Raw genomic sequence first — 24,575 nt, forward strand, 5'->3', positions numbered from 1 at the left:
ACAGGCGACGCACTTCCCCGAACTTGCACAGCCCGGGGAAAGGCATTTCAAGGATCGAGCATGCCGTGCAGCAGCACCTGCGTCGCCTCGATGTCCTTGACCATCAATGCGCCGGCCCGCTTGGCGTCGCCGGCCCTGAAGGCATCTATCATTTCATAATGATAGGTCGAATAGGGATGAATGACGCCGGCATCCAGCTGCTGCTCGACGAGATTCGACAGGATCCGCATATAGGGACCGTAGCGCAGCCAGAGCACCTCGATCATCTGCGGCAGGACTTCCGACCCCGAGCGTTCGTAGATCGAAAAATGAAACTCCTGGTTCTTGCGAAGCATCTGCCGGACCTTGCCTTCGCGTCCGAGCGCCTCATGCGCCTGCGCAAGAGCGAGGCAATGGTCGATCTCGTCTGTCGTCATGCGCTGTGCGGCAAGTTCCGTCGCCAGTCCCTCGAGGTTCGACCTGACCCGGCACAGGTCGTCCAGTCTTTCGCGCGACACCGCCGGAACCCGCGCCGAACCGTTATGGGCGACCTCGAGACCGTTCTCCGCCGCCAGCCGCCGCAAGGCCTCGCGCACAGGCATATGGCTTGTTCCGAACTGGTTCGCCAGCGAGGCGATAGTCACAGCCTGCCCCGGTTCGAACTCGCCCCACATAAGGGCATTCCGCAACTGCTCGTAGACACTGTCCTGCACAGTCGTTCTGGAGGAAACTTTAAGCAACTCGACGTTAATCATACGGATCTCAAATTTTTCGATAGCCGACGTTACACGCAAACCCGACGGCCGAGAAATGATTTTTTGATCACAGGACACAAGATCAATCATAGCGTTCTCCATCCGCGAAAGATCTTTCGTCACTCGCTACCACCTTCGGTTCTCCGCCGCTCAGCGATCGGCGGGACCTGCTTCCCCTTCGGAAAGGTGATTGCGGACCGACTTCTTGAGCGTTTCCATCTCGGCGAACAGGGTCCGGATCATCGCGCTGTCGATGTCCTTCATCATGTCACACAGCCAGTTTTCATGCACAAGCGCCATGCGGGCAAAGGCTTCCCGGCCGGTATCGGTCAGCCGGGCGACGGTCACGCGCCGGTCGGCACCCGGCGTTTCGCGGCGCACCAGACCGTCCGCCTCCAGCCGCTCCACCAGGCCGGTGATGTTGCCGTTCGTCACCATCGTCCGCTTCGACAGTTCGCCGAGCCTCAACCCGTCCGGCTCGCGGTAGAGTTGGGCCAGCAAATCGAATTGCGGCAGCGTCGCGCCGAACTCGCTCCGCAGGCGGCGGCGGATTTCCTGGGAAATGAGCTTGGTAGTCGACAGCATCTGCAGCCAGAGCCGAAGCTCCTGCTTGGTGCCTTCCGGCTTGTCGTCGGCGATGGTTTCCAGATCGGCTGCCACGGTCACGTCCCCTGCGATGTCCTGCACTCACCTTTCTGCGTGCAGGAGCCGGACGCCGGCGTCAAGACCCGGCTATTTCAAACGTAAACCAAATCGACGGAAACCGAGCCGCGCGAGGCTCCGCCGCGCGCGCCCTTCCCCGCCATTGCCATCATCGTCGCTTTCTCGTTTTAAATTATACTTATACGCATATATTTTCAGACATACGAAACGACGGACAGACGAGAAACAAAACATGGTGCGCCTCGGAATTATTGCCGATAAATTACCGTATACGACGGAAATTCCGTCCTGCCACCCGTCTATTTGCCGGCGAAATTCGGCCGACAAATACTTGCAGCATCATATTTTATTTCATAGGCTGGCCGCAACGCCCGAAAAGAGACCGGTTGATCAAGACCGCAGGCAAGGTGCCGGTGCCGGCTCCGGGCGACAAAAGGGGAATGACATGAGCGACAGTTCAATTCTTAGCACACTCGGCGCGGCGCTTCTGTCCGGCAGCGTCAAGGTCGTCGACATCACCGCACCGCTCGGTCCGGAAACGCCGGTCCTGTACCTGCCGCCGCAGTTCGGCAAGAACACACCCAACGTGAAGGTCCACACAATCTCTCATTACGATCAGGACGGTCCGTTCTGGGCCTGGAACTGGATCGAACTGGGCGAGCACACCGGCACCCATTTCGATGCGCCCTGTCACTGGATCACTGGCAAGGACAATCCGAACAACACCACGGATACGATCCCGCCGCAGAACTTCGTCGCTCCGGTCAACGTCATCGACCGCTCGAAGGAATCCGCCGAAAACCCGGATTACCTGCTGACCGTCGAGAGCATCGAGGCATGGGAAGCCGAGCATGGCGCGATCGAGGCCGGAAGCTGGGTGCTGCTGCGCACCGACTGGTACAAGCGCAACGGCTCGGCCGAGACCTTCCTCAACGCCGACGAGAACGGCCCGCATTCGCCGGGACCGACGGCCGAAGCCATCAAGTACCTGCTTTCCAAGGGCATCATCGGCTGGGGCCAGGAAACCGTTGGCACCGATGCCGGCGCAGCCGGCGGCATGGAACCGCCCTTCCCCGCCCATAACCTGATGCATGCGGCCAACAAGTATGGCCTCGCCAGCCTTTCCAACCTCGACCAGCTTCCGCCGAAGGGCGCGATCCTGATCGCGGCGCCGCTGAAGTTCGTCAAGGGAACGGGGTCGCCCGTGCGCGCGCTGGCTTTGATCGCCTGATCATCGAAAATCCGGCGCGCCCGTCTGGCGCCGGATGCCATCCTGTCCCGCATGCCGGGAGAATACTGTGGCGGCGCTCGATCCGATCATCACCACCCCAGGTTTCGTTCGCCGGCCGATCTGGAAAACGTGAGCGTCAACCCGGTTGTCGGCAATCTCCATGACCGTTTCTGCGGTTTCGATTCGTTTTTCGCTGGCATCCGCTCAAAACGGGCGTTAACCACAAGACGGATGTCCCGGGATCGTTTCATAGCGGCATCTGCGGGACCGGAGCTTGCCGGCGGTTCAGGTTTCCTGCTGCCTCGTCGCTGAAATAAGAGGAATTGAATGGCGGAGCGCTTTTCAGGAGCAGTCCTGCGACCGGACGACGAGAATGCCGAGGTCAAGCGCAGCCTTGGCGAAATCGGCCTGAACAATTTCGCGCCCTATCTGATGAACCGGTTGATGGCGCGCTACAACGCCAATCTGGCCGAAGAGCTGAAGCACATGGACATGACCACGGCCAAGGTGCGGACGCTGGCCGTGTTGAGCGTCACCCCTTCGGCTACCATCAACGAACTGTCGGTCTTTGCCGTCACCGAGCAGTCGACCATGAGCCGCACGCTCGATTCGCTGGAAGAGCAGGGTTATATCCGCCGCCAGCCGCGCGCAGAAGACATGCGCGTGCGCGACGTGACCATCACCGAGGAAGGCCGCGCCGCCTTCGCCAAGGTCTGGCCGATCATGTACGATTTCCTGCTGCAGATGTTCGAGGGCATCGGCGAGGACGAGCACCGCGCCTTCGTCGGCACCCTGCAGAAGATCCTGCGCAACGTGCGCAAGAACGAGATCTGATTCCGGCCGAAATCCCGTCCACATGCCCTCGAAGGCCGGCGCCCCTCGTCAAAGGGTCGCCACCGTCTTCAACGCGCCGTCGAGCGCGATGCCCTGCTCGTCGAGAAGCGCAGCCTGACGCAGGCGCCTCAGCCAGACAGCGCCGTCCTCCCACCCTTCGAGCACCGGCAGGGCGGACAGCACGCGGTCGAACTTCGACAGACCGCGGGCATGGGTGTCGGAATAGCCCTTGACCAGCCGGCGGCAGCCGAGCACCTCGACAGCGAGATCGTAATTTTTCGGCAGCACGGCCAGCGCCCTCGCAAGCCAGGCCTCGCGATGTTCCGTTTCGATGTGATGGCGCAAACTGCTCCTGCGGAAACGGCGCAGGCCGGATACCAGATAAAGGCCGGCGAACCAGAAAAGCGTGCCGGTCTTGACGCGGCGGCCCTTGCTGATGCGCCTGTCGAGCCACCGGAACAGGCCCGGCCGGTTCTCGATCCAGCGGCCCAGCCCCTTCGGCAACGTGCCGCACACTTCCTCCATGCGCGGGTGCATGTATTCCGTGGTGTAGAGGATCTGGTCCTGCTTCACGCCGACCTCCTTGCGCACGCGCTCGAAGCGCGAGCCGCGCACCTTCAGATCGGCGACCCGCACCACATCGTCATAGGTCATGGCGACGGCGACATATTTCGCGGCCTGAAGCGTGAAGACGAAATCCTTCTCCGCACCGCCATTGGCCTTGTCCGCTGCATGAAGTTCGGCGACCCGCGTCAGATATTCGTCGGCATAGGCCGGATCCTGGAAATCCACGAGCTTCTTCACCCCCGCATAGAGCATGGAATGTACGGCGGCTGGAAATTCCGCGCGGATACGATCGAGCAGCACATCCAGCTCCGGGTGGCCGGCGGTTGCCGGCAGAGCTTCCAGTTTCTTGGCGGGTGTCGCCGAAAGCTTCTCGTTCTCGCCCGTCAGCGCCCGCTGGTAGGCAGCGTCGAACGCCCTCAGGCTCGCCTCGATCCCCTTGCCGCCGGCCCTGATCGTCGCCTCGAAGGCCTGCCTGTCGAACGGCAGCGCCCTGGAGGCGGCAAGCGCGCCGAAAAGCGCCGAGGACACGACGCTGCCGTTCTTCACCGCCAGCGCATCCATGTCGAAGGCGATCGTCTTCCGCGCGGCAAACTCGGTCGCATCGACAACTGTGATCGGATTACCGATGCCGTCGCCCGGTTTTTCCTTCTCGCCCACGGCATAGGAGCGATGGGTGGAGGCGATCAGCAGCGTCTTGTCCGGGGTGACGAGGCCGCGCATGACGGAGCGTCCGGCCTCCATCAGTTCGGCGGCGATCACCACATCGACATCGCCCGGCGTCGGCATCAGCGACAGGATCGGCGCGACGCCATCCTTTGCCGGCAGCATTTCGAGATAGTAGATCGTGGCGCCGGTGCGCTGAGCGACGCCCGGCACAGAGGTGGTCTGCGCCACCCAGCCCTGGCTTTCGGCCAGCGCCACGATCCAGTCGGCCAGAACGCCGCCGCCCTGCCCGCCCATAGCGAGGATGGCGACCGAAAAAGGCTTGTCGGAGGAGAGCGTGGCGGCAGCGGCGGTCGGTTGCATGTCCATGACGGGCTCCTCAGTCTGCAAAGGCGATGCGACCGGCCTGGCGGCGCTTCTGCAGCCAGCCGATGACGGTGGAACGGACCCGGTGGACGAAACGGTCCCATGCGGTGGGATTGTGGATCACATCGGCCCGATAGAAGGATGGACAGAGCACGGCGGCCTCCGACACCTCGCCGCAATTGCCGCAGCCGACGCAGGAATTGTCGATGGATGCCACCGGATCGTCCTTCAGCGGATCGTCCGTATGCCTGACGGAGAGCGACGGACAGCCGGAAAGGCGGATGCAGGCGTGATCGCCGGTGCACACGTCCTCGTCGACGCCGAAGCGCTCCTTCACCATGCGCTTGCCGTCCTTCACCGCCTTGGCGAATTGCGGCTTCACGCGGCGCTGCCTGTTCAGCATGCATTCGGAAGAGGCGACGATGATCTTCGGCCCCTTCTCCGATGTGGTCAGCGCTTCCTTCAGCGTGTCGCGCATCTTCGCGACGTCGTAGGTTCGGTCGATCTGGCGCACCCAGGTGGCGCCAATGCCCTTCACCGCGTCGACGACCGAGTTGTTGGTCTTGCGGCGCGGGTTGAGCGCGCGCGAGGACATGATGTCCTGGCCGCCGGTCGCCGAGGAATAGAAATTGTCGACCACGAGGATGACGCCGTCCTGCTTGTTGAAGACTGCGTTGCCGACCGAGGTCGCAAGCCCGTTGTGCCAGAAGCCGCCATCGCCCATCACCGAGATCGAGCGCTTGCCGGCCTCGACATTGAAGGCCGAGGCCGAGGCCGGACCCAGACCATAGCCCATCGTCGTGCCGCCGATGTTGAAGGGCGGCAGGATGGAGAAAAGATGGCAGCCGATATCGGCGGAGACATGGTGTTCGCCCAGCTCACGCTCGACCAGCTTCATGGCCGCGAAGATCGGCCGCTCGGGACAGCCCGTGCAAAAACCGGCGGGACGCGGCGGCACCACTTCTGCCAGCGCCTTCACCTTCGGATCGTCGAGCACCGGCGTCGGGTCCGGCACCGGCGGGCGGTTGCCAAGCAGATGCGGCGCGTTTGCCTCCAGAAACGTGGTGAACCCCTTCAAAAGAACCAGCGTCGTATATTCGCCGCCGAGCGGCAGGATGTCCTTGCCGGAGATCTTCGTCTGGATGTCGCGGCGGCGCACCAGCGTGTGCAGCGCGTGCTCAATGTATTCCGGCGCGCCCTCCTCCAGCATCAGCACGGCCTTCTTAGCGGCCGCGAAGGCGACAACCTCGTCGTCGATGATCGGATAGGACACGTTCATGACATAAAGCGGCACGCGGCTTGTACCGTAGACGTCGGCGAGGCCGAGTTGTTGCAGCGCGCGCATGGCGCCGTTGTAGAGGCCGCCCTGGAGGATGATGCCGATCTCGCCATCCTCGGGACCGAAGAATTCGTTGAGCCTGTTGGCCTTGACGAATTCGACCGCCGCCGGCCAGCGCTTTTCCAGTTTCTCCTTCTCGTGCAGGAAGGAGGCCGGCGGCAGCACGATGCGGCTGACGTCGCGGCGCGGATTTTCCAGCGCCTGCTTCAGTGTATATTCCGGGCGCTTGTTGTCCTTGGCCGCGAACTGGCCGTGAACGTGACAGCTGCGAATGCCGACCTGGAGCATGACCGGCGTGTTCGAGGCTTCCGAAAGCTCGAAGCCCTTTTCGACGGCATCGACGATCGACGGCAGGTTCGGTCGCGGCGTGAGCAACCACATCTGCGACTTCATCGCGAAGGCATGGCTGCGCTCCTGCATGATCGAGGAGCCTTCACCGAAATCCTCGCCGATGATGACGAGCGCGCCGCCCGTCACGCCGCCGGAGGAAAGGTTCGACAGCGCATCCGAGGCGACATTGGTGCCGGCGGTGGATTTCCACGTCACCGCGCCGCGCACAGGATACATCACCGAGGCCGACAGCATGGCCGCGGCGGCGGCTTCCGAAGCCGAGGATTCGAAATGGACGCCGAGATCGTCCATGACATCCTTGGCGTCGGCCAGCACATCCATCAGGTGCGAGATCGGCGAGCCCTGATAGCCGCCGACATAGGACACACCGGACTGGAGGAGCGCCTTGGTGATGGCGAGGATGCCCTCGCCGCTGAAGATATCCCCTTCGCCGAGCTTCAGATCCTCGACTTCACGGGCGAACGACCGCTCAGCCATGATGATCCCCTTTTTTGTTGATTTCTATTTATATGCAAAAGCATATTTATATTTTTCTGTTTCTGTCAACAATCAACTTTTATCGCGCGGATTTCAGACGAAAACGAGCAATGCGACGGTTTATTCGATTGCATGTGCATGTTTTTCAATGAACACTAGATTGGCTTTTGCCGCATTTTTCGGCAATTTCGACCCCCGTCGCGAAAGATTTCGCCTGCTCGCACCAAAGCCGCGGAAGGGATGGAGTGCACACCGGAAGCACGCAACGGGGACGCAGCGCACGGGCCGGCACTTTAATGCTTGACGGGTTTCGCTTCATCCATATACTTTAAACTTAAAATATATCAGGTCGCCGATCCGGACGACCCAATCGCGGGGGACGAGAATGCGCATCGTATGTATCGGCGGCGGCCCGGCCGGACTGTATTTCGGCCTGCTGATGAAGAAGCTTCACCCGGAACACTCGATCACGGTCGTCGAGCGCAACCGCCCCTACGATACGTTCGGCTGGGGTGTGGTCTTTTCCGATGCGACGATGGAGGCCATGAAGGTCTGGGACGACGAGAGCGCCGCCGAGATCCAGGATGCCTTCAACCACTGGGACGATATCGAGGTTCTGTTCAAGGGCACCCGCCAGCGCACCACCGGCCACGGCTTCGTCGGCATCGGCCGGAAGAAGCTGCTCAACATCCTGCAGGCGCGCTGCGAGGCGCTCGGCGTCGAACTCGTCTTCGAAACCGACGTCGCCAGCGACCTCGAATTCCCCGATGCCGACCTCATCATCGCCTCGGACGGCCTCAACTCGAATGTCCGCAACCGGTATGCCGACATTTTCCAGCCAGACCTCGTCGTCCGCCCGAACCGTTACATCTGGCTCGGCACCGACAAGCTCTACGACGCCTTCACCTTCGATTTCCGCAAGGTCGGCGACGACTGGTTCCAGGCGCATATCTACAAGTTCGACGACGAGACATCGACCTTCATCGTCGAGACCACGGAAGAGGCCTATGAGGCGCACAGGCTGGGCGATCTCGACCAGCAGGGTTCCATCGACTTCTGCGAAAAGGTGTTCTCCGAAGTTCTGGACGGCGGCCGGCTGATGACCAATGCGCGCCATCTGCGCGGCTCGGCCTGGCTGAACTTCAACCGGCTGATCTGCGGCAAGTGGAGCCATTTCAACGGCCAGTCCCATGTCGTGCTGATGGGCGACGCCGCCCATACGGCGCATTTCGCCATCGGTTCAGGCACCAAGCTCGCCATTGACGACGCCATCGAACTGACCAACCAGTTCCAGAAGATCGGCCATGCGAAAGAAACCATTCCGGACGTTCTTGCCGCCTACGAGGACATCCGCCGCGTCGACGTCGCCCGCATCCAGAACGCCGCCCGCAATGCGATGGAATGGTTCGAGGTCGTCGGGCGGCGCTATGCCGACACGCTGGAGCCGGAACAGTTCATGTATTCGATGCTGACGCGCTCGCAGCGCATCAGCCATGAGAACCTGCGCCTGCGCGACAAGACATGGCTGGAAGGCTACGAACGCTGGTTCGCGGCGAAACAGGGGCTCAACGTCAAGGACGGCGAGCGCTGCCTGCCGCCGATGTTCACCCCCTATCGCCTGCGCGGCGTAACGCTGCCGAACCGCATCGTCGTCTCGCCGATGGCGATGTATTCGGCGAAGGACGGCCTTCTCGACGACTTCCACATGGTTCATCTGGGCAGCCGCGCGCTGGGCGGTGCGGGTCTCGTCTTCGCCGAAATGACCTGCGTCTCACCGGATGCCCGCATCACCCCCGGCTGCCTCGGCCTCTGGAACGACGAACAGAAGGCCGGCTGGAAGCGCTTCATCGATTTCGTCCACGCCAACACAACGGCCAAGGTCGGCATCCAGGTCGGCCATGCCGGCCGCAAGGGCGCGACCAAGCTGGCCTGGGACGGCATCGACCAACCCCTCGAAGAGGGTGGCTGGCCGCTGATTTCCGCCTCTGCCCTGCCCTATCTCAAGAACAGCCAGGTGCCGAAGGAAATGGACCGCGCCGACATGGACCGGGTGAAGGCCGATTTCGCCGCCGCCACCAGACGCGCGGCGGAGGCGGGCGCCGACTGGCTGGAGTTCCACGCCGCCCACGGCTATCTCATATCCTCCTTCCTTTCGCCGCTCACCAACCGGCGGACCGACGAATATGGCGGTAGCCACGAGAACCGGGCCCGCTATCCGCTAGACGTGTTCGCCTCGATCCGTGCCGTATGGCCGCAAGACAGGCCGATCTCGGTGCGCCTGTCCTGCCACGACTGGTTCGAGGGCGGCAATACGCAGGAAGATGCGGCGATCTTCGCTGAAATGTTCAAGGCAGCCGGTGCAGACCTGATCGATTGCTCGTCCGGGCAGGTATGGAAGGAGGAAAAGCCGGTCTATGGCCGCCTGTTCCAGACGCCCTTCTCCGACAAGATCCGCAACGAGATCCACATTCCGACGATTGCCGTCGGGGCGATCTCGGAAGCCGACCACGCCAACTCGATCATCGCCGCCGGGCGCGCCGATCTTTGCGCCGTCGCCCGGCCGCATCTGGCCGATCCGGCATGGTCGCTGCACGAAGCGGCGAAGATCGGTCTGAAATCGGTGCCGTGGCCGAAACAGTACCTGTCGGGCAAGGTCCAATACGAGACCAATCTCGCCCGCGCCACCCAGACCGGCACGTAAGGGGCGGGCGCGCATGGCGGAACTCAGCCTTCAGGGGCGTCACGCCCTCGTCACCGGCGCCGGCAGCGGCATCGGCGCGGCCATTGCCCGGGCGCTGGTTGCCGCCGGCGCCCGCGTCACGCTGGCCGGCCGGCGGCGCGAGCCGCTGGAGGCGCTGGCGCTGGAACTCGGCATCGAGAAGACGTTCATCGCCGGTGGTTTCGACGTGACCGACCGCAAGGCCATTGCCGCCGGGCTGGACGGCGCCCGCGCGGTCTTCGGCCCCGTCGACATTCTCATCAACAATGCGGGCGACGCGCCGAGCGCGCCGTTCGATAAGACGACGCCGGACATCTGGAACCATGTGCTTTCCGTCGACCTGACCGGCGTCTTCAACGTGACGCAGGCCGTTCTGCCGGACCTCAAGGCCTATGGCGCAGGGGGCCGCATCGTCAACATCGCCTCGACAGCGGGACTGATGGGCTATCCTTACGTTTCCGCCTATTGCGCCGCCAAGCACGGGGTCGTCGGCCTGACGCGGGCGCTGGCTCTTGAACTGGCGAAAAAGGGCATCACGGTCAATGCCGTCTGCCCCGGCTTCACCGACACGCCGATCATCGCCCGTTCCATCGCGGCGATCGTCGAGAAAACCGGCCGCAGCCCCGAGGAGGCTCTGGCCGAGTTCACGAAATCCAATCCGCAAGGGCGGTTGGTGCAACCGGAGGAGGTTGCCGAAACGGTGCTGTGGCTCACAAGGCCGACGGCGCAATCGATCAACGGACAGGCGATCGCGGTCGCCGGTGGGGAGGTAATGACAGGATGACCGGGAAAAGGACGTGGCCGCCGGGCGAAACGGTTTCTTTCAGCAATTATGAGGCTCGTCACTTTCTCTGGGAGGTGAGCGACGACGGCCGCGTGGGAACCCTCACGCTGAACAATCCCGAGCGCAAGAATCCCCTCACCTTCGAAAGCTATGCCGAACTGCGCGACCTGTTCCTGGCGCTGAAACAGGCGTCCGATATCCGCGCCGTTGTTCTTACGGGCGCTGCCGGCAATTTCTGCTCGGGCGGCGATGTGTTCGACATCATCGAGCCGCTGACGCACATGAGGATGCCGGAGCTTCTGGCCTTCACCCGCATGACTGGCGACGTGGTGCGCGCCATGCGCAAGTGCCCGCAGCAGATCATCGCGGCCGTGGACGGCATCTGCGCCGGCGCGGGCGCCATCCTCGCCATGTCCTCCGACCTGCGTCTCGCCACGCCGGAAGCCAAGACGGCTTTCCTCTTCACCCGCGTCGGCCTTGCCGGCGCCGACATGGGTGCTTGCGGCATTCTGCCGAGGATCATCGGCCAGGGCCGCGCTGCCGAACTGCTCTATACCGGCCGCTTCATGAGCGCCGGGGAAGGCGAGCGCTGGGGCTTCTACAACGCGCTCCATCCGCAGGCCGAACTCCTCGGGGAGGCGCAGGCGCTCGCCCGCGCCATTGCCGACGGTCCGTGGTTCGCGCATGGAATGACCAAGACCATGCTCAACCAGGAATGGGCGATGGGCATCGACGAACTGATCGAGGCGGAGGCGCAGGCGCAGGCCGTCTGCATGGCGACGCAGGATTTCCGGCGCGCCTTCGAGGCTTTCGCCAGCAAGCGGCAACCAGTCTTTGCGGGGAACTGAGCGATGGCCGCCCTCTCCCGCGATCATCTCGACTGGCCATTCTTCGATGCCGCCCATGCCGGATGGGCAGCCCGGCTCGATGCATTCGCAACCGGCCCGGCGCTCGCCGCCGTCGATCACAGGGACACGGACAAGGCCTGCCGGACGCTGGTGAAGGCGCTGGGCGAGGCCGGCCTCCTTCACGCCGCCGTCGGCCAGACCGGCGGCGAGGGCATTTCGTCACGCGCGCTCTGCATTGCGAGGGAAACGCTCGCCTTCCATGACGGTCTCGCCGATTTCGCCTTCGCCATGCAGGGCCTCGGCACCGGCGCGATAAGCCTCGCTGGTTCGGACGAGCTGAAGCAGGCCGTGCTGCCGAAAGTGGCGGCCGGCGAATGGCTCGCCGCCTTCGCGCTTTCCGAAAAGCTTGCCGGCTCAGACGTCGCCGCCATGACCTGCGCCGCCCGCCTTGAGGGTGACTCCTATGTGCTCGACGGCGAGAAGACCTGGATTTCCAACGGCGGCATCGCCGATGTCTACACCGTCTTCGCCCGCACCGGAGAAGCGCCGGGTACGCGCAGCATTTCCGCCTTCGCCGTTTTCGCCGACGATCCCGGCTTCTCGATTGCGGAGCGCATCGACGTCATCGCACCGCATCCGCTGGCAACGATCCGCTTCGACGCCTGCTGCATTCCGGCCTCGCGCAGGCTTGGCGCGCCGGGCGAAGGCTTCAAGATCGCCATGCGCACGCTGGATATCTTCCGCGCTTCGGTCGCCGCTGCTGCGCTCGGCCTTGCCCGCCGGGCGCTTGCCGAGGCGCTCGCCCATGCCCGCGAACGGCCGATGTTCGGCGCCACGCTCGCGGATCTGCAACTGACGCAGGCCGCGCTCGGCGACATGGCCACGGCCATCGATGCGGCCGCACTTCTCACCTATCGCGCCGCCTGGCGCCGCGACGTCCAGAAGCTTCCGGCGACCCGGGAAGCAGCGATGGCGAAGATGACAGCGACGGAAAGCGCGCAAGCCGTGATCGACCGTGCCGTGCAGATGTTCGGCGGCCGCGGCGTGAAAAGCGGTGAAATCGTCGAGCGTCTCTATCGCGAGATCCGGGCGCTCAGGATCTACGAAGGTGCAACGGAAGTGCAGAAGCTGATCGTTGCCCGGGAATTGCTGAAGGCCGTTTGATCATGTTCCGGACCACACTCCCGCTCCGCTTTGGCGATTGCGACCCCTCGGGGATCGCCTATTACCCGTCCTATCTCAAGCTGATGGACGGCGCGATCGAGGATTTTTTCGAAAGCCTCGGCGCGCCGCGCCGCCGGATGATCGAGGAGACGCGGATCGGGACGCCGACGATCACGCTTGAACTGACCTTCCTGAAGCCCGGCTTTCAGGGCGATATCCTGCATTTCGCGATCGCGGTCCGAACCATAGGCCGCACCTCGCTCGATCTGGGCCATACGGTTTCCACCAATGGTGACACGCTCTGGACCGCGCGTCACCGGCTCGTCGCCACAGACCTCGACACCCACACATCCCGCCCCTGGCCTGACGACCTGCGCCAAAAGCTACTGCCCCATCTGGAGACATAACATCATGCACAAGACTTTGCAGCCGCAGGGCTGGGCCCGACCGATCGGATACGCAAACGGCGTGGAAGCACGCGGCCGTACCATCTTCATCGGCGGCCAGATCGGATGGAACAACCAGCAGCAGTTCGAAACGGACGATTTCGTGGAACAGGTGGCGCAGACGCTGACGAATATCATCGCCATTCTGGCGGAAGCCGGCGGCCGGGCGGAACACATCACGTCGATGACCTGGTATTTCACCGACAAGGCCGAATACGTTACCAACCTCAAGGGCATAGGCAAGGTTTATCGCGAAATCATCGGCCGCCATTTCCCGGCCATGGCCGCCGTGCAGGTCGTGGCCCTCGTCGAGGACCGCGCCAAGATCGAGATCCAGGCCTACGCCGTCATCCCGGACTGAGACACGATATGAACGACACACCGGCTCCCCTCACCTTTGCCGCCACGGTCAGCGGCCGGATCGTTTCCGATGTCCTTATCGTGACCATCGACAATCCACCGGTCAACGCCACTTCCGCCCAGGTGCGCGCCGGTCTTGTCGCGGCACTCAATCATGCGGCCCGCGACGGCACGATCCGGGCCGTCGTGCTGACCGGCGCGGGCAAGGTCTTCATCGGCGGCGCGGATATCCGCGAATTCGGCAAAGCTCCTTTAGAACCGAGCCTGCCGACGGTGATTGACCTGATCGAGAAGATGCAAAAGCCTGTCGTCGCTGCGCTGAACGGCGCAGCCCTTGGCGGCGGACTGGAAGTGGCACTGGCCGCCCACGGCCGCATTGCCATCCCGGACGCCAGCTTCGCGCTGCCCGAGGTCAAACTCGGGATCGTGCCCGGCGCCGGCGGCACACAACGCCTTCCACGCCTTGTCGGCGCGCTCGCCGCGCTCGATCTCGCCGCAACCGGCCGCACCGTTAAATCCGCCGAAGCCTTGGCGCTCGGACTTGTCGATCGCATTTGCGACGCCGAACTCATGGCGGAAGCGGTCGCGTTCGCCATATCGCTGACCGGCTCGCCGATCCGCCGCACCGGCATGCTTGCCGTTGCCGTGCCCGACACCCGGATCTTTGCCGAAGCCACGAAAAAAATCGTCTCCAGGGCGCGCGGCGCGCATGCCCCCGGTGAGGCCGCACGCCTCGTCGGCCTGTCGTTCGCCCTGCCCTTCGAGGATGCCGTTGCAGAGGAGCGAGCCACCTTCCTTCGTCTGCGCGACAGCGAGGAGGCCGCGGCCCTTCGCCATCTTTTCTTTGCCGAACGCAATGCCGGCAAGGTCGAAGGCCTTTGCGCCGAAGCGCTGCCTCTTTCCACCATCGGCATCGCCGGCATCGGCCTGATGGGTTCCGGCATCGCAGCGGCCTGCCTTGCGGCCGGCTACAAGGTCGTCGGCTACGAGCCGCGGGAAGAGGCCGCCATCGCCGGCCAAGGCCGTATCTCCGATCTCCTCCGCCGAGCGGTCATCGCCGGCAAGATGACCCGGGAACAGGTCGAGGCGGGGCTTTCGAACCTCGAAATCACCACCCATGTCCATCAGCTGGCGGAAGCCGGTCTGGTCATAGAAGCCGTTTTCGACGATTTCGACGCCAAGGCGAACCTGTTCCGGCAACTGGACCGTCTGCTGAAACCGGACACGCTGCTCGCTACCAATACCAGCTACCTCGATCCGGACGCGCTCGCCGCCGTCACATCGCGGCCCGAGCGTTTTCTCGGCCTGCATTTCTTCTCTCCGGCCAACATCATGCGGCTGGTGGAGGTCGTGCGTTGCGCGGAAACCGCCGATACGGCGCTCGCCACCGGCATAGCGTTTGCCCGCAAGATCGGCAAGCTGCCGATCGTGACCGGCGTCTGCGAGGGCTTCATCGGCAACCGCATCTTCTCGGCCTATCGCGCCGAAGCGGAAAAGATGCTGGCCGAAGGCGCCTCGCCCGAAGTTATCGACCGCGCAATGGAGGCTTACGGCTTCGCTATGGGGCTTTTCACGGTCAACGACATGGCCGGACTCGAAATCGCCTGGGCACGGCGCAAGCGCACGGCGGCAAGCCGCGATCCGGCGGCGTTCTATTTCGATGTCCCCGACCGGCTGTGCGAGGCCGGGCGCTTCGGAGCCCGGACGGGACGCGGCTGGTACGACTATTCCGGCGGCGCTCGCGCGCCTGATCCGGACGTCGCAGCACTGATTGAGGATTTCCGCACACGCAAGGGCATCGTCCCACGCAATTTCACGGAAGCCGAGATCATGGACCGGCTTCTTTCCGCCATGTCTCGGGAGGGCCGGGCGCTCACCGAAGAGGGCATTGCACGTCACGAAGACGACATCGACCTCATTCTCGTCAATGGCTACGGCTTTCCTGCTGCCAGGGGTGGCCCGATGTTCGCCGCGTCCCGCAGGAAAACCTGAAACAGAAAGGAAATACCATGACCAGCGACCTGGAGCAGCCGCAGGGCGACCTTACCCTGCGCACCCTCGCCATGCCTGCCGACGCCAATCCCGCCGGCGATATTTTCGGCGGGTGGGTCATGTCGCAGATGGACCTCGCCGCCGGCATTCGCTCGGCGGAACGCGCCAGCGGACGCGTCGCCACCGTCGCCGTCAGAGAAATCGTGTTCAAGCAACCGGTGCAGGTCGGCGACACGCTTTGCGTCTACACCGACATCGTAAAGGTCGGGCGCACCTCGATGACCATTTCCGTCGAATGCTGGACGCGGCATCGCCGCTATGGAACCGGCCGCCGCAAGGTTACGGAAGCCTCGTTCATCATGGTCGCGCTCGACGAAAACGGCGCGTCCCGCCCGGTCGATCTCGCGTAAAACGCATCCTGAACCTTGGGCGACCTGCCCTCACTCCCTGAGGCCGGTCTTCTACAGCAGGGGCAGAAAGTGTTGGCATGAATAGCCCCGCGTTTCGTAGACACTCTCGAGTTGGATTTTCTGCTGCTTCTCGAATTCGACAGGCGGCAGCGTCCGGTTCCTCCGAGGTGCTTGCGTTGGCGTTTGTCTTCATTGACTCGTCTGCACCGAGAGTGCGCTTCAACTTGGCGTTCTCCTCTACAAGCGCTTTCAGCCGCCTAGCCTCAGCCACTTCCATACCGCCATACTTCGAGCACCATTTATAAAATGCTGCATCACTGATGCCGGATTTGCGACATAGCCCAACAATCGAAAGTCCGGCCTGATGCTCCTTCAAAATACCGATGATCTGCTCGTCGCTCAAACGGAACGCTGCATTCGCCGTCTCCTTCTCCGGAGAACAGACTAAGCTCAAAACGAGGACATTCCAGGAGAGCACGTCACCACCGACGACATCGATCGGCATTCCATGAGCCATGCCTGCAATCGCAATGTGTTCCATGACGACGATGCCTTCGGTGTTCCTCCAGAAGGTAATTGTATGTCCTTCTCCCGTATCGATGCTTGCTTTGCCAGCTCTACCCCGCGCACGCCCTGCGATTGTGTCACGATGGACTGGCCATTTGGCCTTACACGCTACGGATTGCTCCACCGTCGACGCGAAGCATCGATCCGGTGACGTAGCTCGCCCGTTCGCTGGCGAGGAAAGTGGCGACAGAGGCGAATTCCTCCGCCTGTCCGTAACGCCCGCTTGGTATGTCCTTGCGGGATGCTTCCTGCACCGCACCGATCTCAAGCCCGGTATTCTTCGCCTTTGTGCCGTCCAGTTCGCGAACGCGGTCGGTGTCGATCCTGCCGGGAAGGATCATGTTGACAGTGACGCCGTGGGGCGCAAGCTCCGAGGACAGCGTTTTCGACCAGCCCGCAACGGCCGCACGGACCCCGTTCGACAGGGCCAGGCCGGGAATAGGCTGCTCGATGCCGGACGAGCCGATAGTGATGATGCGTCCCCACTTGCGCTCGATCATGCCGCGGGCGAGCGCATCCGTGATTGCGAAGATCGACACCGCCATCGCCTCGAAAGCCGAGCGCCATGCCTCAGATGGCTGGCCAAGCGCCGGTCCGGCCTTCGGCCCGCCGGAATTGTTGACCAGGATATCGACGCCGCCAGCGGCCAGCATCCGTTCGATCAGCTCATCTACCGAAGCCCTGTCGCCGAGATCGACCTTTTCCGGGATGATCGTTCCGTTTGCATCCGGAACTGTGGCGTTGCGTGATGCGGCGTGGACCTGCACGCCCTCGTCGGCAAGGCTTTTGGCAATCGCCGCTCCCAGTCCGCGGCTCGCGCCCAGCACCAGTGCGGTTTTACCGCGAAGTCCATGTTCCATCAGCCAAGCTCCTTCAGGCGTCGTTCCAGGCGGGTTACAAGTCGTTCGACCTCGGCAGTGGCGAGCGCGTTCAGTGTCGCACCCAGCCGCCTCTGGACGGCGCTGGTGATCGCTCCCCGCCTCGCCAGAATATATTTGCGCACGGCAAGGCCGATGCCAGGCTGCTGTTCATAACGCACCAGTGGCAGATAGGCATCGAAAAGGTCCTGGGCGCGGTCCTGATCTCCTGCCTCGCAGAGGCGGCAGACATCTCTCATCATTTCCGGATAGGCGAAACCGGTCATGGCACCATCCGCTCCGCGCTGCATCTCTTCGGGAAGAAACACGCCCGCATTGCCGCAAAGGATCGAGACCCGGCGCCGGCCTTTCGCCTCGGCTTCGCGCAGATCGGAAATCTTCTGAAGTCCGGGCCAATCCTCATGCTTGACCATGACGATGCCGGCATTTTCCTCGATAATTGCACCCAGGGTGCGGGAGGATATCTGCACGCCGGTCGACAGTGGAAAATCCTGAAGAACGACCGGAACATCCGCACCCACCGTTGCCACGACATTGCGGTAATAGCCGGTAATCTGCTCGTCGGTCCGCAAGGATGACGGCGGCGCAACCATGACGCCGGCAGCGCCAAGATCCATGACCGCCTTGGTCAATTCGCCGATTGCGGCCAGACCCGGAGCCGAAACGCCGACCACGACCGGTCTGCCGGCGGAGCGGCTGATCGTGCGACGGGCGATATCGATGGATTCGGCCTGGGTCAGCTTCGGCGCTTCCCCCATCATGCCGAGAATGGTCAGGCCGTCCGCACCCTTTTCGTAATAGAAATCCACCATCCGGTCGATGCTGTCGTGGTCGAGCGCACCATTTTCCTTGAAAGGCGTCACCGCGATCACGAAGACACCCTTCGTGGCCGTGTTAACTGGCGTCATATTGCTATCCTCATTCGAACCAGCGGGAGGAGCCCCGCCTTGCATAACGGCCTGTACCAGACGCATTGACGATATCGGTGCCGTCCCAGGCCAGATGTCCGCCGACCCATGTACGGGCAACGGAAATGGAAAAACGCCGTCCGTCGAACGGGCTCCAGTTGAGCCCGTCATGCGCATTGGCCGAATTCCATATCTGCGCGTCGGGGCGGATCACCACGAGATCGGCATCGGCGCCGATGCGAATGGCCCCTTTTTCCGGCCACAGACCGAAGAACCGCGCCGGGCGTTCGCAGAGATGGGCAACCGTCAGGGCGAGCGCATCGTGGCCGCGTTCATCCGCAACCGTGTAAAATGCCGGCAACAGGGTTTCGAGGCCAGGCACGCCGGCGCCCGCCTCGAATATCGAGGCGGTATTCTTGTTGTCGACCGGCCAGCTCGCGTGATCGGAGCTGACGAAAGCGACGCGGCCTTCGATGATCTCGTTCCACAGGGCCTCGATCTGGCCGGGGCGGATCGGCGGGTTCACCTTCATGCGCGCCCCGAGTTCCGCCCCGTCACGTTCGGGATCGAACCAGAGATAGTGGACGCACAGTTCGCCCGTGGCCCTGAAGCCGTCGAGCAGATAGTTATCCACCAGGCCGAAACCGCGTGCGGTGCTGAGATGCACGATATGGGCGTGGGCGCTAGCTGCCGCGCCGAGTTCGAGAAATTGCGCCGTCGCGGACAGTTCGGCCGCAGGCGGGCGGCTTTGTGAATGGGCGGCGATGCCGTCCCGTCCTTCTGCCTTCGCCCTTGCAACGAAGGCACTGACGATTTCCTGATCCTCGTTATGCACGCCCAGCGGAATATCCGTTGCCGCCAGGGCATCGAAAATCGACAGTATCTGGTCGGCGCCGATGCGCGGGAACCGAGTCTGGCTGCTTTCGAATGTCGAGATCTTGAAGGCGACGACGCCCTCGCGAACAAGCTCGTCCACGACCTCCATGCCCTGACCGGGCATGACCGTGCCGTAAAGGGCGACATTGGCATGGGCATGCTGCCCGATCGCCTCGACCTTTTCCCGCAACCGTTCGACCGAATTGAGTGGAGCCGGATTGTCATACGGCATGTCGACGATGGTCGTGACGCCGCCGGCGACGGCCGAACGCGTGGTCGGCCCGATACCGGGCAACCCGCCATAACTCGTCGCATGCGTTTGCCCGTCAATGACGCCGGGGATGACGATCCCCTCGTCCGCCTCGAAAAGCTCTGCGGCTTCGGGCGCCGCACCATTGCCGATCGCGCGGATGACGCCGTCCGAAACCGCGATCCAGCCTCCGGGCAGAGCGCCCTCCGGAAGCGCCAGCGTTCCGCGTATCACAAGATCAAACATCGTATCCTGTCCTTTCAATCAAAGAACCTGCTATCGGGCGTGACCGAGAAAACGGCGGACCCGCTCGGGCGCATCGTCCGAGAACATCCTCTCCGGCGACCCCTGCGACACGATCCGCCCGGCCTCCATGAAAACGATGTCGTCGGCCACCGTGCGGGCAAAACCGGTTTCGTGGGTTACGACCAGCATGGTCATGCCGGTTTGCGCCAGCTCCTGCATCACCGCCAGAACCTCGCGCGACAGTTCGGGATCGAGCGCCGATGTCGCCTCGTCGAAGAGCATGACTTTCGGCTGCATGGCGAGGGCACGCGCGATGGCGACCCGCTGCTGCTGGCCACCGGAAAGCTGCGGAGGCAAGGCATTTTCCCGATGCGAAAGCCCGACCCTGGCGAGAAGCACACTCGCCCTTTCCTGCGCTTCGGCGCGGCTGCAAAGCCCGGCGGAAACCGGAGCAAAGGCGACATTGGCGAGCGCGCTCAGGTTGGCGAACAGATTGAATCGCTGGAAAACCATTCCGGTACGCCGGCGATGGCCCCGCAGAATGCGTTCGCGGGCCGGATAGAGCCGCCCGCCGCGTTCCTCGCGACCGACCAGTTCGCCATCCACCCAGACCTCGCCCGCCGTTGGCGTTGCGAGATAGTTCACACAACGCAGGAGCGTGGTCTTTCCGGAGCCGCTCGGCCCGACGAGCGCCGTCGTCGTCCCTTCGCGAACCGTAAGGTCGATGCCTTTGAGAATATCGTGAGCACCGTAGGAAAGACGCAGGTCGCGCAACTCGACGGCAATTCCCGGATCGGGCCTCTGCGGCCAGGAGCGTGGCCGCGGGCGGGTATGGATCTCCGGCGTGCTCATGCAGCGGCTGCCTTCCGCGTCAGGTGCTTTTCAAGCGCGATCAGGGCGATGTTGATGACCGCGTAGATGCCGCCGGCGATCGCCACCATCAGCAACGGGCTGGCTCCCGAATAGATATAGGCGCTGGCCGTGCTCATGATCTCGCTGACGGAAATCGCCGATGCGAGCGAGGTTTCCTTGAAAAGCACTGTGGTGCGGCCGACAAAGGGGCCTGCCGCGATGCGGATGACCTGCGGCACGACCACGCCTGTTGCAAAGGGCAAGGGCGGTATGCCCAGCGCCCTCGCCGCCTCGAACTGGCCGCGCGGCACACCCTCGTAGCTGGCGCGGAAGATCTCGAAATAGTAGGCCGTCGCGAAGAATACAAAAGCGATGATCGCCGCCGTCATGGGACTGATGGCGCGGCCCATCATGGTCGAGCCGTAAAAGGCCAGAAACAGCAGGATGAGCGGCGGCGTGGTCTGCGCCAGCCAGCTATAGATACGCACCAGAAGGCCGACTGACCTGTGGGCGCAGATATCGACGACGCATAGCAACGCCCCCAGAAAGGTGGACAGGACACAGCTCGTCGCCAGCAGGATGAACGCGTTGAGCAATGCCTGTCCGAAGACCGGGAACCCGTCGGCGACGGCTGTCATGAAAGCACTCATGGCCTCGTCTCCGCGTCTGTGGCGGGAAGGAGATTGAGCGCCATCGCGACGGAGGCCGATGCAGCGGTAATGACCGGAACGCCAAGACGTGCCGACAGGGCATCTCCTCCGCCGACGGCAGCGCCATAGGCCCAGACCAGCACGATATCCGGAGAGAGCAGCGCGAGTTCCGCGCCCGCGGCATCGATATCGCCTCCGTGACCACAGAAAACCAGATCGAGACCGCGCGCCCAAGGCTTTGCCGCCCAGCCCGCTTTCTGCTGATCGCGCTGCCTGTCGCCATAGACCAGCAAGGCGACTTTCGCTGATGGCCTGGTCATCGAAAGAGCGTGGGCATAGGACGACAGGGCCAGCGGCGGAAAGATCACCGGCCTTGTCGAAACGAAACTGCCGTCGGGAAACTCCTCCGCGGCGCAAACGACCGTCAGGTCGACATTTTCGTCGGTTTCGAGTTCCCGGATCGATGCCTGAACCGGCCCGATGAAGCTGTCGCGGTTGAACCATCTGGCCGCCCAGCCCGCGCCGAGTGGTCCCCGGGCGCCGTTTTCGCGTATATTCGAGCGGATGGCGGGAACACCTTCACGGGCTGACATCGCATTCAGTTCGTCCGGTCCGAGACCTTCAAGGGCATGACGCCAGACGACCCCGATATCCCGGCCGGCTTTTGCCAGCAGTTCTCTGTGAAACGTATCGAGGTCGGGTCTCGGCCCCTGCCCGAGACTGATGAAGCCGATACGTGGTTTTGAACGGTTTTCGGTCGTCATGGATGGCTCCACCGGCGTGCCGATGCGCGCGCCGCAAGGGCAAGCGCGCTGCCGAGCAGGATGTAGATGGCCGCCGTCGACAGCAGTATCTCGAAGGGGCGATAGGTCTCGGAAACGATCTCGTTGGCGATCGCCGTCAGTTCGGGAATGGTGATGATGGAGGCCACGGATGTTCCCTTCAGGATGAGTGTGGCATTGGAGAGCCACGTCGGGACGATGACGCGCAGGGCCTGCGGATAAATCACGCGACCCCAGATCAGCCATGCGGGCAGACCGAGCGCGGCGGCCGCTTCATATTGCCCGCTATCGACGGATTTGAGCCCGGCCCGGAGGATTTCCATCGTATAGGCGACCGCCGAGAGCGTCAGCCCGACCAGCGCCGTGGTGAGAGCAGGCAGGACCAGTCCGACCTGCGGCAGGCCGTAATAGACCAGGAACAGGATCACCAGGGTCGGTATCGAGCGCATCAACGTGCTGGCTGCGGCAAGACCACGCGACAGAGGCGTTTCCCGCCGCAGCCCACTGACGGCCAATGGAAGCGCGATCAGCGTCGACAGAACCAGCGTTGCGAGGGTCAGCCAGGCCGTCGTCCATGCTGCCCGCAACAATGCGGGCAGGTTCTCCAGAAGAAATGCGAAATCCATTGCCGTCAGCCCGGATCAGTTGCCGCCGATCCACTCTTTCTCCAGCGCGGCAAGTTCGCCGCTATCCTTCAGGCGCTTCAGTTCCGTATTCACGGCCTCGAGCAGTTCGGGCTGGTTGCGGCTGACGATCAGCGCATGCGTGTAGGGCGATACGCCATCGACCGCGAAACCGGGTTTGAGGACTTTTAGCGCTGCGTCGTCCTTCACGTGCTGGCTTGCGGTCACATAATTGATCGCGACCGCGTCGATGCGGCCATTCTTGAGATCGAGAATCTCCTCGGCAATGCCCGGATAGGTCGTGATGGTGATATCGGATCCGAAAATGTCGGCGAGCAGCTTGTTCTCCTGGCCACCGCGAACCGTACCCACGGTCTTGCCCTTCGCATCCGCAACGGTCGCGATCGTCGTTTCACCGGCCTTGACCAGCAGCGTCGAGAAATTCTCGATCGTCGGTTCGCTCATGGAGAGATCGGGCGATGCGAGACGCTGGGGCGTGCGCGCGGTGGCCGAGCAGATCATGTCGAAACGGCCGGCTTTCAGGCCAGGGATGGTCGCGGAAAAGTCCACGCGCACGAATTCGGTTTTCAGTTCCAGCCCTTCGGCGATCCTGCGGCAAAGCTCTACATCGAAGCCCGTCAGCTTGCCATCGGTGCCGACGGTGGTCATCGGCGGAGCGTTGCCGGTGGTGGCGATGGTGATGGTGCCGGATGTGGCCAGCTTTTCGGCATAGGATGGTCCGGCGGCATGTGCAGGCGCCACAGCGAATGCGCAAAGCATGAAAGGAACGGCAAAGCCGGGCATTCTCAGATTCATGACGAGTTTCCCTCTGATTGTCGTTGGGGAGCCGGCATTGCCTTGAGACCGCCATGCGGAAATCGACAGGCGCCGTTTGCCCATAAGCGTGATTGGACCGCAGGGAGCCTCGTTCCGTCCAATATTTTCCTTCTATATTTTCATAGGGAAATGCCTATGGTGTGCGAGGGGACCAAACAATCGTGCCCTGACGCCGTCCAATCGTTGATGGATCCGCAATGAATCCGAACCTTCGCCACCTTGAGGTCTTTCGCCTTTTCTCACGCATCATGAGCGTAACCGAAACGGCGCGTCTTCTGCGCATTACCCAGCCTTCGGTCAGTCAGGCGTTGCGCGATCTCGAAAACCAGCTTGGCGTGGAGCTGATCATTCGCGGACAGGGGCCTCTGAAGCTGACAGCCAATGCAGAGCTTCTGCTGAAGAACATGGAAGATGTTCTCGACAACATGCAGGCCCTGCGCGAGCGTGCGGCCCGATTGCGCGGCGAGCAGGATAACAGCCTTGCCATAGCCTCTGTGCACCCCCTCACGAGCTGGATACTGCCCCAGGCGCTTGGGAGGCTCAAGGGTAGTCATCCCCAGACCCGCATCGGGCTCGAGGCCTATTCCAGCCGCGAGGTGATAAAGCACGTCCAGGACCGCACCGCCGATATCGGTTTCACATTCCTGCCGGTCGAGAATCTCGATATGGTCGTCCGGCCACTCCTGACAACGGCGATGGTCTGTCTGCTGCCGAAAGATCACGCGCTTGCAGGAACCGTGCAACTGACCCCCGAAGCGCTTGAAAACGAAACGGTCATCACTTTCGGTCAGCAGGTGCGCCAGGAATTCGACGTTCGCCTGTCTTTCGAGCGGGGTAACGAGGCTGGCCGCTTTCTGACGACGAACCTCTCGGTCGTATCCGCCGACCTGGTACGGCAAGGCCTGGGCATCGCCATTACATTGCCCTTCGTTCTCACGCCCAGAATGACGCAGGACATCGCCGTTTCCGCCTTCAGACCGGAGATTCGCCGATCATTGGTGGCGATCTACCTCAAGAAACCGGGTCTTTCGGCGCTCGGCAAGGCGTTTCTCGCACAGGTACGCGAGGAAACCCGTAGCTTCGCCGCACATCTGGACTCACTCGGCCTTTTCGTCAAACCCGGCTGAGTGCCGGTATTAGCGATCACCTATACAAATA

Annotated in this window: 24 protein-coding genes and 1 pseudogene; 11 read left to right on the top strand and 14 right to left on the bottom strand. The window is 62.8% G+C overall.

All coding sequences use genetic code 11. The annotated features are described in order from the left end of the window. Window positions 1–47: 47 nt before the first annotated feature. Together NOF55_RS08435 and NOF55_RS08440 are read right to left on the bottom strand one after the other, a co-directional pair. Window positions 48–734, bottom strand: coding sequence for a GntR family transcriptional regulator (locus NOF55_RS08435; protein WP_370868959.1), 687 nt, complete (start codon window positions 732–734; stop codon window positions 48–50). A 150-nt stretch (window positions 735–884) separates the two neighbouring features. Continuing rightward, window positions 885–1,421: a MarR family winged helix-turn-helix transcriptional regulator gene (locus NOF55_RS08440; protein ID WP_370868947.1), complete on the bottom strand. Its 537-nt coding sequence runs from the start codon at window positions 1,419–1,421 to the stop codon at window positions 885–887. Between the two features lie 421 nt (window positions 1,422–1,842). Between NOF55_RS08440 and NOF55_RS08445 the strand changes: the two genes are divergently transcribed. After that, on the top strand, window positions 1,843–2,628 hold the full coding sequence (locus NOF55_RS08445; protein ID WP_306410899.1) for a cyclase family protein: 786 nt from the start codon (window positions 1,843–1,845) through the stop codon (window positions 2,626–2,628). On the opposite strand, the gene NOF55_RS08450 is transcribed toward NOF55_RS08445, so the two are convergent. Then, on the bottom strand, window positions 2,629–2,790 hold the full coding sequence (locus tag NOF55_RS08450; protein ID WP_306410900.1) for a hypothetical protein: 162 nt from the start codon (window positions 2,788–2,790) through the stop codon (window positions 2,629–2,631). Between the two features lie 165 nt (window positions 2,791–2,955). Here NOF55_RS08450 and NOF55_RS08455 point away from each other — a divergent pair, with 165 nt between their 5' ends. Continuing rightward, window positions 2,956–3,462 (top strand): MarR family winged helix-turn-helix transcriptional regulator, encoded by a 507-nt coding sequence (locus NOF55_RS08455; RefSeq protein WP_306410901.1) that lies wholly within the window; start codon window positions 2,956–2,958, stop codon window positions 3,460–3,462. A gap of 48 nt (window positions 3,463–3,510) precedes the next feature. Here the strand turns inward: NOF55_RS08455 and NOF55_RS08460 are convergent, their stop codons facing one another. Next, window positions 3,511–5,061, bottom strand: a complete 1,551-nt coding sequence (locus NOF55_RS08460) for an indolepyruvate oxidoreductase subunit beta family protein (protein WP_306410902.1) — start codon at window positions 5,059–5,061, stop codon at window positions 3,511–3,513. Between the two features lie 10 nt (window positions 5,062–5,071). Further along, window positions 5,072–7,225 carry a ferredoxin family protein gene (locus NOF55_RS08465; protein WP_306410903.1) on the bottom strand — a complete coding sequence of 718 codons (2,154 nt, stop codon included), beginning with the start codon at window positions 7,223–7,225 and terminating at the stop codon, window positions 5,072–5,074. 385 nt (window positions 7,226–7,610) lie between these two features. Here NOF55_RS08465 and NOF55_RS08470 point away from each other — a divergent pair, with 385 nt between their 5' ends. From NOF55_RS08470 to NOF55_RS08505, 8 genes are read left to right on the top strand one after another with little or no spacing between them, the layout of a single operon-like run. Then, complete coding sequence (locus NOF55_RS08470) at window positions 7,611–9,926, top strand: bifunctional salicylyl-CoA 5-hydroxylase/oxidoreductase (protein ID WP_306410904.1); 2,316 nt, start codon at window positions 7,611–7,613, stop codon at window positions 9,924–9,926. A gap of 13 nt (window positions 9,927–9,939) precedes the next feature. After that, a complete protein-coding gene (locus NOF55_RS08475; RefSeq protein ID WP_306410905.1) occupies window positions 9,940–10,728 on the top strand; it encodes an SDR family NAD(P)-dependent oxidoreductase in 789 nt (262 codons plus the stop codon). Continuing rightward, window positions 10,725–11,576: an enoyl-CoA hydratase family protein gene (locus NOF55_RS08480; protein ID WP_306410906.1), complete on the top strand. Its 852-nt coding sequence runs from the start codon at window positions 10,725–10,727 to the stop codon at window positions 11,574–11,576. Before NOF55_RS08475 ends, NOF55_RS08480 begins: the two co-directional genes overlap by 4 nt. Window positions 11,577–11,579: 3 nt before the next feature. Continuing rightward, entirely contained in the window at window positions 11,580–12,740 is a 1,161-nt protein-coding gene (locus tag NOF55_RS08485; RefSeq protein ID WP_306410907.1) for an acyl-CoA dehydrogenase family protein, read from the top strand. A gap of 2 nt (window positions 12,741–12,742) precedes the next feature. Further along, window positions 12,743–13,147 (top strand): acyl-CoA thioesterase, encoded by a 405-nt coding sequence (locus tag NOF55_RS08490; RefSeq protein WP_306410908.1) that lies wholly within the window; start codon window positions 12,743–12,745, stop codon window positions 13,145–13,147. Window positions 13,148–13,151: 4 nt separating this feature from the next. Further along, entirely contained in the window at window positions 13,152–13,547 is a 396-nt protein-coding gene (locus NOF55_RS08495; RefSeq protein ID WP_306410909.1) for a RidA family protein, read from the top strand. Between the two features lie 8 nt (window positions 13,548–13,555). Then, complete coding sequence (locus NOF55_RS08500; protein WP_306410910.1) at window positions 13,556–15,538, top strand: 3-hydroxyacyl-CoA dehydrogenase NAD-binding domain-containing protein; 1,983 nt, start codon at window positions 13,556–13,558, stop codon at window positions 15,536–15,538. Between the two features lie 17 nt (window positions 15,539–15,555). Then, window positions 15,556–15,948 carry an acyl-CoA thioesterase gene (locus NOF55_RS08505; RefSeq protein WP_306410911.1) on the top strand — a complete coding sequence of 131 codons (393 nt, stop codon included), beginning with the start codon at window positions 15,556–15,558 and terminating at the stop codon, window positions 15,946–15,948. Between the two features lie 208 nt (window positions 15,949–16,156). Here the strand turns inward: NOF55_RS08505 and NOF55_RS08510 are convergent. The 9 genes and pseudogenes from NOF55_RS08510 to NOF55_RS08550 all read right to left on the bottom strand — a co-directional run. After that, a pseudogene (locus NOF55_RS08510) lies at window positions 16,157–16,402 on the bottom strand (transposase); the annotation flags it as partial. A gap of 214 nt (window positions 16,403–16,616) precedes the next feature. After that, a complete protein-coding gene (locus NOF55_RS08515) occupies window positions 16,617–17,375 on the bottom strand; it encodes an SDR family oxidoreductase (protein ID WP_306410912.1) in 759 nt (252 codons plus the stop codon). Further along, on the bottom strand, window positions 17,375–18,301 hold the full coding sequence (locus NOF55_RS08520) for a dihydrodipicolinate synthase family protein (protein WP_306410913.1): 927 nt from the start codon (window positions 18,299–18,301) through the stop codon (window positions 17,375–17,377). Before NOF55_RS08520 ends, NOF55_RS08515 begins: the two co-directional genes overlap by 1 nt. A 10-nt stretch (window positions 18,302–18,311) precedes the next feature. Then, window positions 18,312–19,673 (bottom strand): dihydroorotase, encoded by a 1,362-nt coding sequence (locus tag NOF55_RS08525; protein ID WP_306410914.1) that lies wholly within the window; start codon window positions 19,671–19,673, stop codon window positions 18,312–18,314. Window positions 19,674–19,703: 30 nt separating this feature from the next. Further along, entirely contained in the window at window positions 19,704–20,525 is an 822-nt protein-coding gene (locus NOF55_RS08530; protein WP_306410915.1) for an amino acid ABC transporter ATP-binding protein, read from the bottom strand. Next, a complete protein-coding gene (locus NOF55_RS08535) occupies window positions 20,522–21,175 on the bottom strand; it encodes an amino acid ABC transporter permease (RefSeq protein WP_306410916.1) in 654 nt (217 codons plus the stop codon). The genes NOF55_RS08530 and NOF55_RS08535 overlap by 4 nt, the downstream gene beginning before the upstream one ends. After that, window positions 21,172–21,939: an AroM family protein gene (locus NOF55_RS08540; RefSeq protein ID WP_306410917.1), complete on the bottom strand. Its 768-nt coding sequence runs from the start codon at window positions 21,937–21,939 to the stop codon at window positions 21,172–21,174. The genes NOF55_RS08535 and NOF55_RS08540 overlap by 4 nt, the downstream gene beginning before the upstream one ends. Further along, the gene (locus tag NOF55_RS08545; RefSeq protein ID WP_306410918.1) at window positions 21,936–22,583 is read right to left on the bottom strand and encodes an amino acid ABC transporter permease; all 648 of its coding nucleotides are present in this window, start codon (window positions 22,581–22,583) and stop codon (window positions 21,936–21,938) included. Before NOF55_RS08545 ends, NOF55_RS08540 begins: the two co-directional genes overlap by 4 nt. A gap of 15 nt (window positions 22,584–22,598) precedes the next feature. Then, a complete protein-coding gene (locus NOF55_RS08550) occupies window positions 22,599–23,396 on the bottom strand; it encodes a substrate-binding periplasmic protein (protein WP_306410919.1) in 798 nt (265 codons plus the stop codon). Window positions 23,397–23,614: 218 nt separating this feature from the next. On the opposite strand from NOF55_RS08550, the gene NOF55_RS08555 reads away from it, so the two are divergent. Continuing rightward, window positions 23,615–24,544, top strand: a complete 930-nt coding sequence (locus NOF55_RS08555) for a LysR family transcriptional regulator (protein ID WP_306410920.1) — start codon at window positions 23,615–23,617, stop codon at window positions 24,542–24,544. The last annotated feature ends 31 nt before the right edge of the window (window positions 24,545–24,575 follow it).

Source organism: Ectorhizobium quercum (assembly GCF_026552795.1).
In the GTDB taxonomy this organism is placed as follows: domain Bacteria; phylum Pseudomonadota; class Alphaproteobacteria; order Rhizobiales; family Rhizobiaceae; genus Ectorhizobium; species Ectorhizobium quercum.

Excerpts from the sequence above, each read along its gene's own strand:
- NOF55_RS08460 (WP_306410902.1), bottom strand. The coding sequence starts at position 5,061 with ATGGACATGCAACCGACCGCCGCTGCCGCCACGCTCTCCTCCGACAAG.
- NOF55_RS08485 (WP_306410907.1), top strand. The coding sequence starts at position 11,580 with ATGGCCGCCCTCTCCCGCGATCATCTCGACTGGCCATTCTTCGATGCC.
- NOF55_RS08545 (WP_306410918.1), bottom strand. The coding sequence starts at position 22,583 with ATGGATTTCGCATTTCTTCTGGAGAACCTGCCCGCATTGTTGCGGGCA.
- NOF55_RS08470 (WP_306410904.1), top strand. The coding sequence starts at position 7,611 with ATGCGCATCGTATGTATCGGCGGCGGCCCGGCCGGACTGTATTTCGGC.
- NOF55_RS08480 (WP_306410906.1), top strand. The coding sequence starts at position 10,725 with ATGACCGGGAAAAGGACGTGGCCGCCGGGCGAAACGGTTTCTTTCAGC.
- NOF55_RS08500 (WP_306410910.1), top strand. The coding sequence starts at position 13,556 with ATGAACGACACACCGGCTCCCCTCACCTTTGCCGCCACGGTCAGCGGC.
- NOF55_RS08455 (WP_306410901.1), top strand. The coding sequence starts at position 2,956 with ATGGCGGAGCGCTTTTCAGGAGCAGTCCTGCGACCGGACGACGAGAAT.
- NOF55_RS08515 (WP_306410912.1), bottom strand. The coding sequence starts at position 17,375 with ATGGAACATGGACTTCGCGGTAAAACCGCACTGGTGCTGGGCGCGAGC.
- NOF55_RS08445 (WP_306410899.1), top strand. The coding sequence starts at position 1,843 with ATGAGCGACAGTTCAATTCTTAGCACACTCGGCGCGGCGCTTCTGTCC.
- NOF55_RS08465 (WP_306410903.1), bottom strand. The coding sequence starts at position 7,225 with ATGGCTGAGCGGTCGTTCGCCCGTGAAGTCGAGGATCTGAAGCTCGGC.
- NOF55_RS08505 (WP_306410911.1), top strand. The coding sequence starts at position 15,556 with ATGACCAGCGACCTGGAGCAGCCGCAGGGCGACCTTACCCTGCGCACC.
- NOF55_RS08490 (WP_306410908.1), top strand. The coding sequence starts at position 12,743 with ATGTTCCGGACCACACTCCCGCTCCGCTTTGGCGATTGCGACCCCTCG.
- NOF55_RS08540 (WP_306410917.1), bottom strand. The coding sequence starts at position 21,939 with ATGACGACCGAAAACCGTTCAAAACCACGTATCGGCTTCATCAGTCTC.
- NOF55_RS08450 (WP_306410900.1), bottom strand. The coding sequence starts at position 2,790 with ATGGAGATTGCCGACAACCGGGTTGACGCTCACGTTTTCCAGATCGGC.
- NOF55_RS08530 (WP_306410915.1), bottom strand. The coding sequence starts at position 20,525 with ATGAGCACGCCGGAGATCCATACCCGCCCGCGGCCACGCTCCTGGCCG.
- NOF55_RS08520 (WP_306410913.1), bottom strand. The coding sequence starts at position 18,301 with ATGACGCCAGTTAACACGGCCACGAAGGGTGTCTTCGTGATCGCGGTG.
- NOF55_RS08525 (WP_306410914.1), bottom strand. The coding sequence starts at position 19,673 with ATGTTTGATCTTGTGATACGCGGAACGCTGGCGCTTCCGGAGGGCGCT.
- NOF55_RS08495 (WP_306410909.1), top strand. The coding sequence starts at position 13,152 with ATGCACAAGACTTTGCAGCCGCAGGGCTGGGCCCGACCGATCGGATAC.
- NOF55_RS08550 (WP_306410919.1), bottom strand. The coding sequence starts at position 23,396 with ATGAATCTGAGAATGCCCGGCTTTGCCGTTCCTTTCATGCTTTGCGCA.
- NOF55_RS08535 (WP_306410916.1), bottom strand. The coding sequence starts at position 21,175 with ATGAGTGCTTTCATGACAGCCGTCGCCGACGGGTTCCCGGTCTTCGGA.
- NOF55_RS08435 (WP_370868959.1), bottom strand. The coding sequence starts at position 734 with ATGATTAACGTCGAGTTGCTTAAAGTTTCCTCCAGAACGACTGTGCAG.
- NOF55_RS08475 (WP_306410905.1), top strand. The coding sequence starts at position 9,940 with ATGGCGGAACTCAGCCTTCAGGGGCGTCACGCCCTCGTCACCGGCGCC.
- NOF55_RS08555 (WP_306410920.1), top strand. The coding sequence starts at position 23,615 with ATGAATCCGAACCTTCGCCACCTTGAGGTCTTTCGCCTTTTCTCACGC.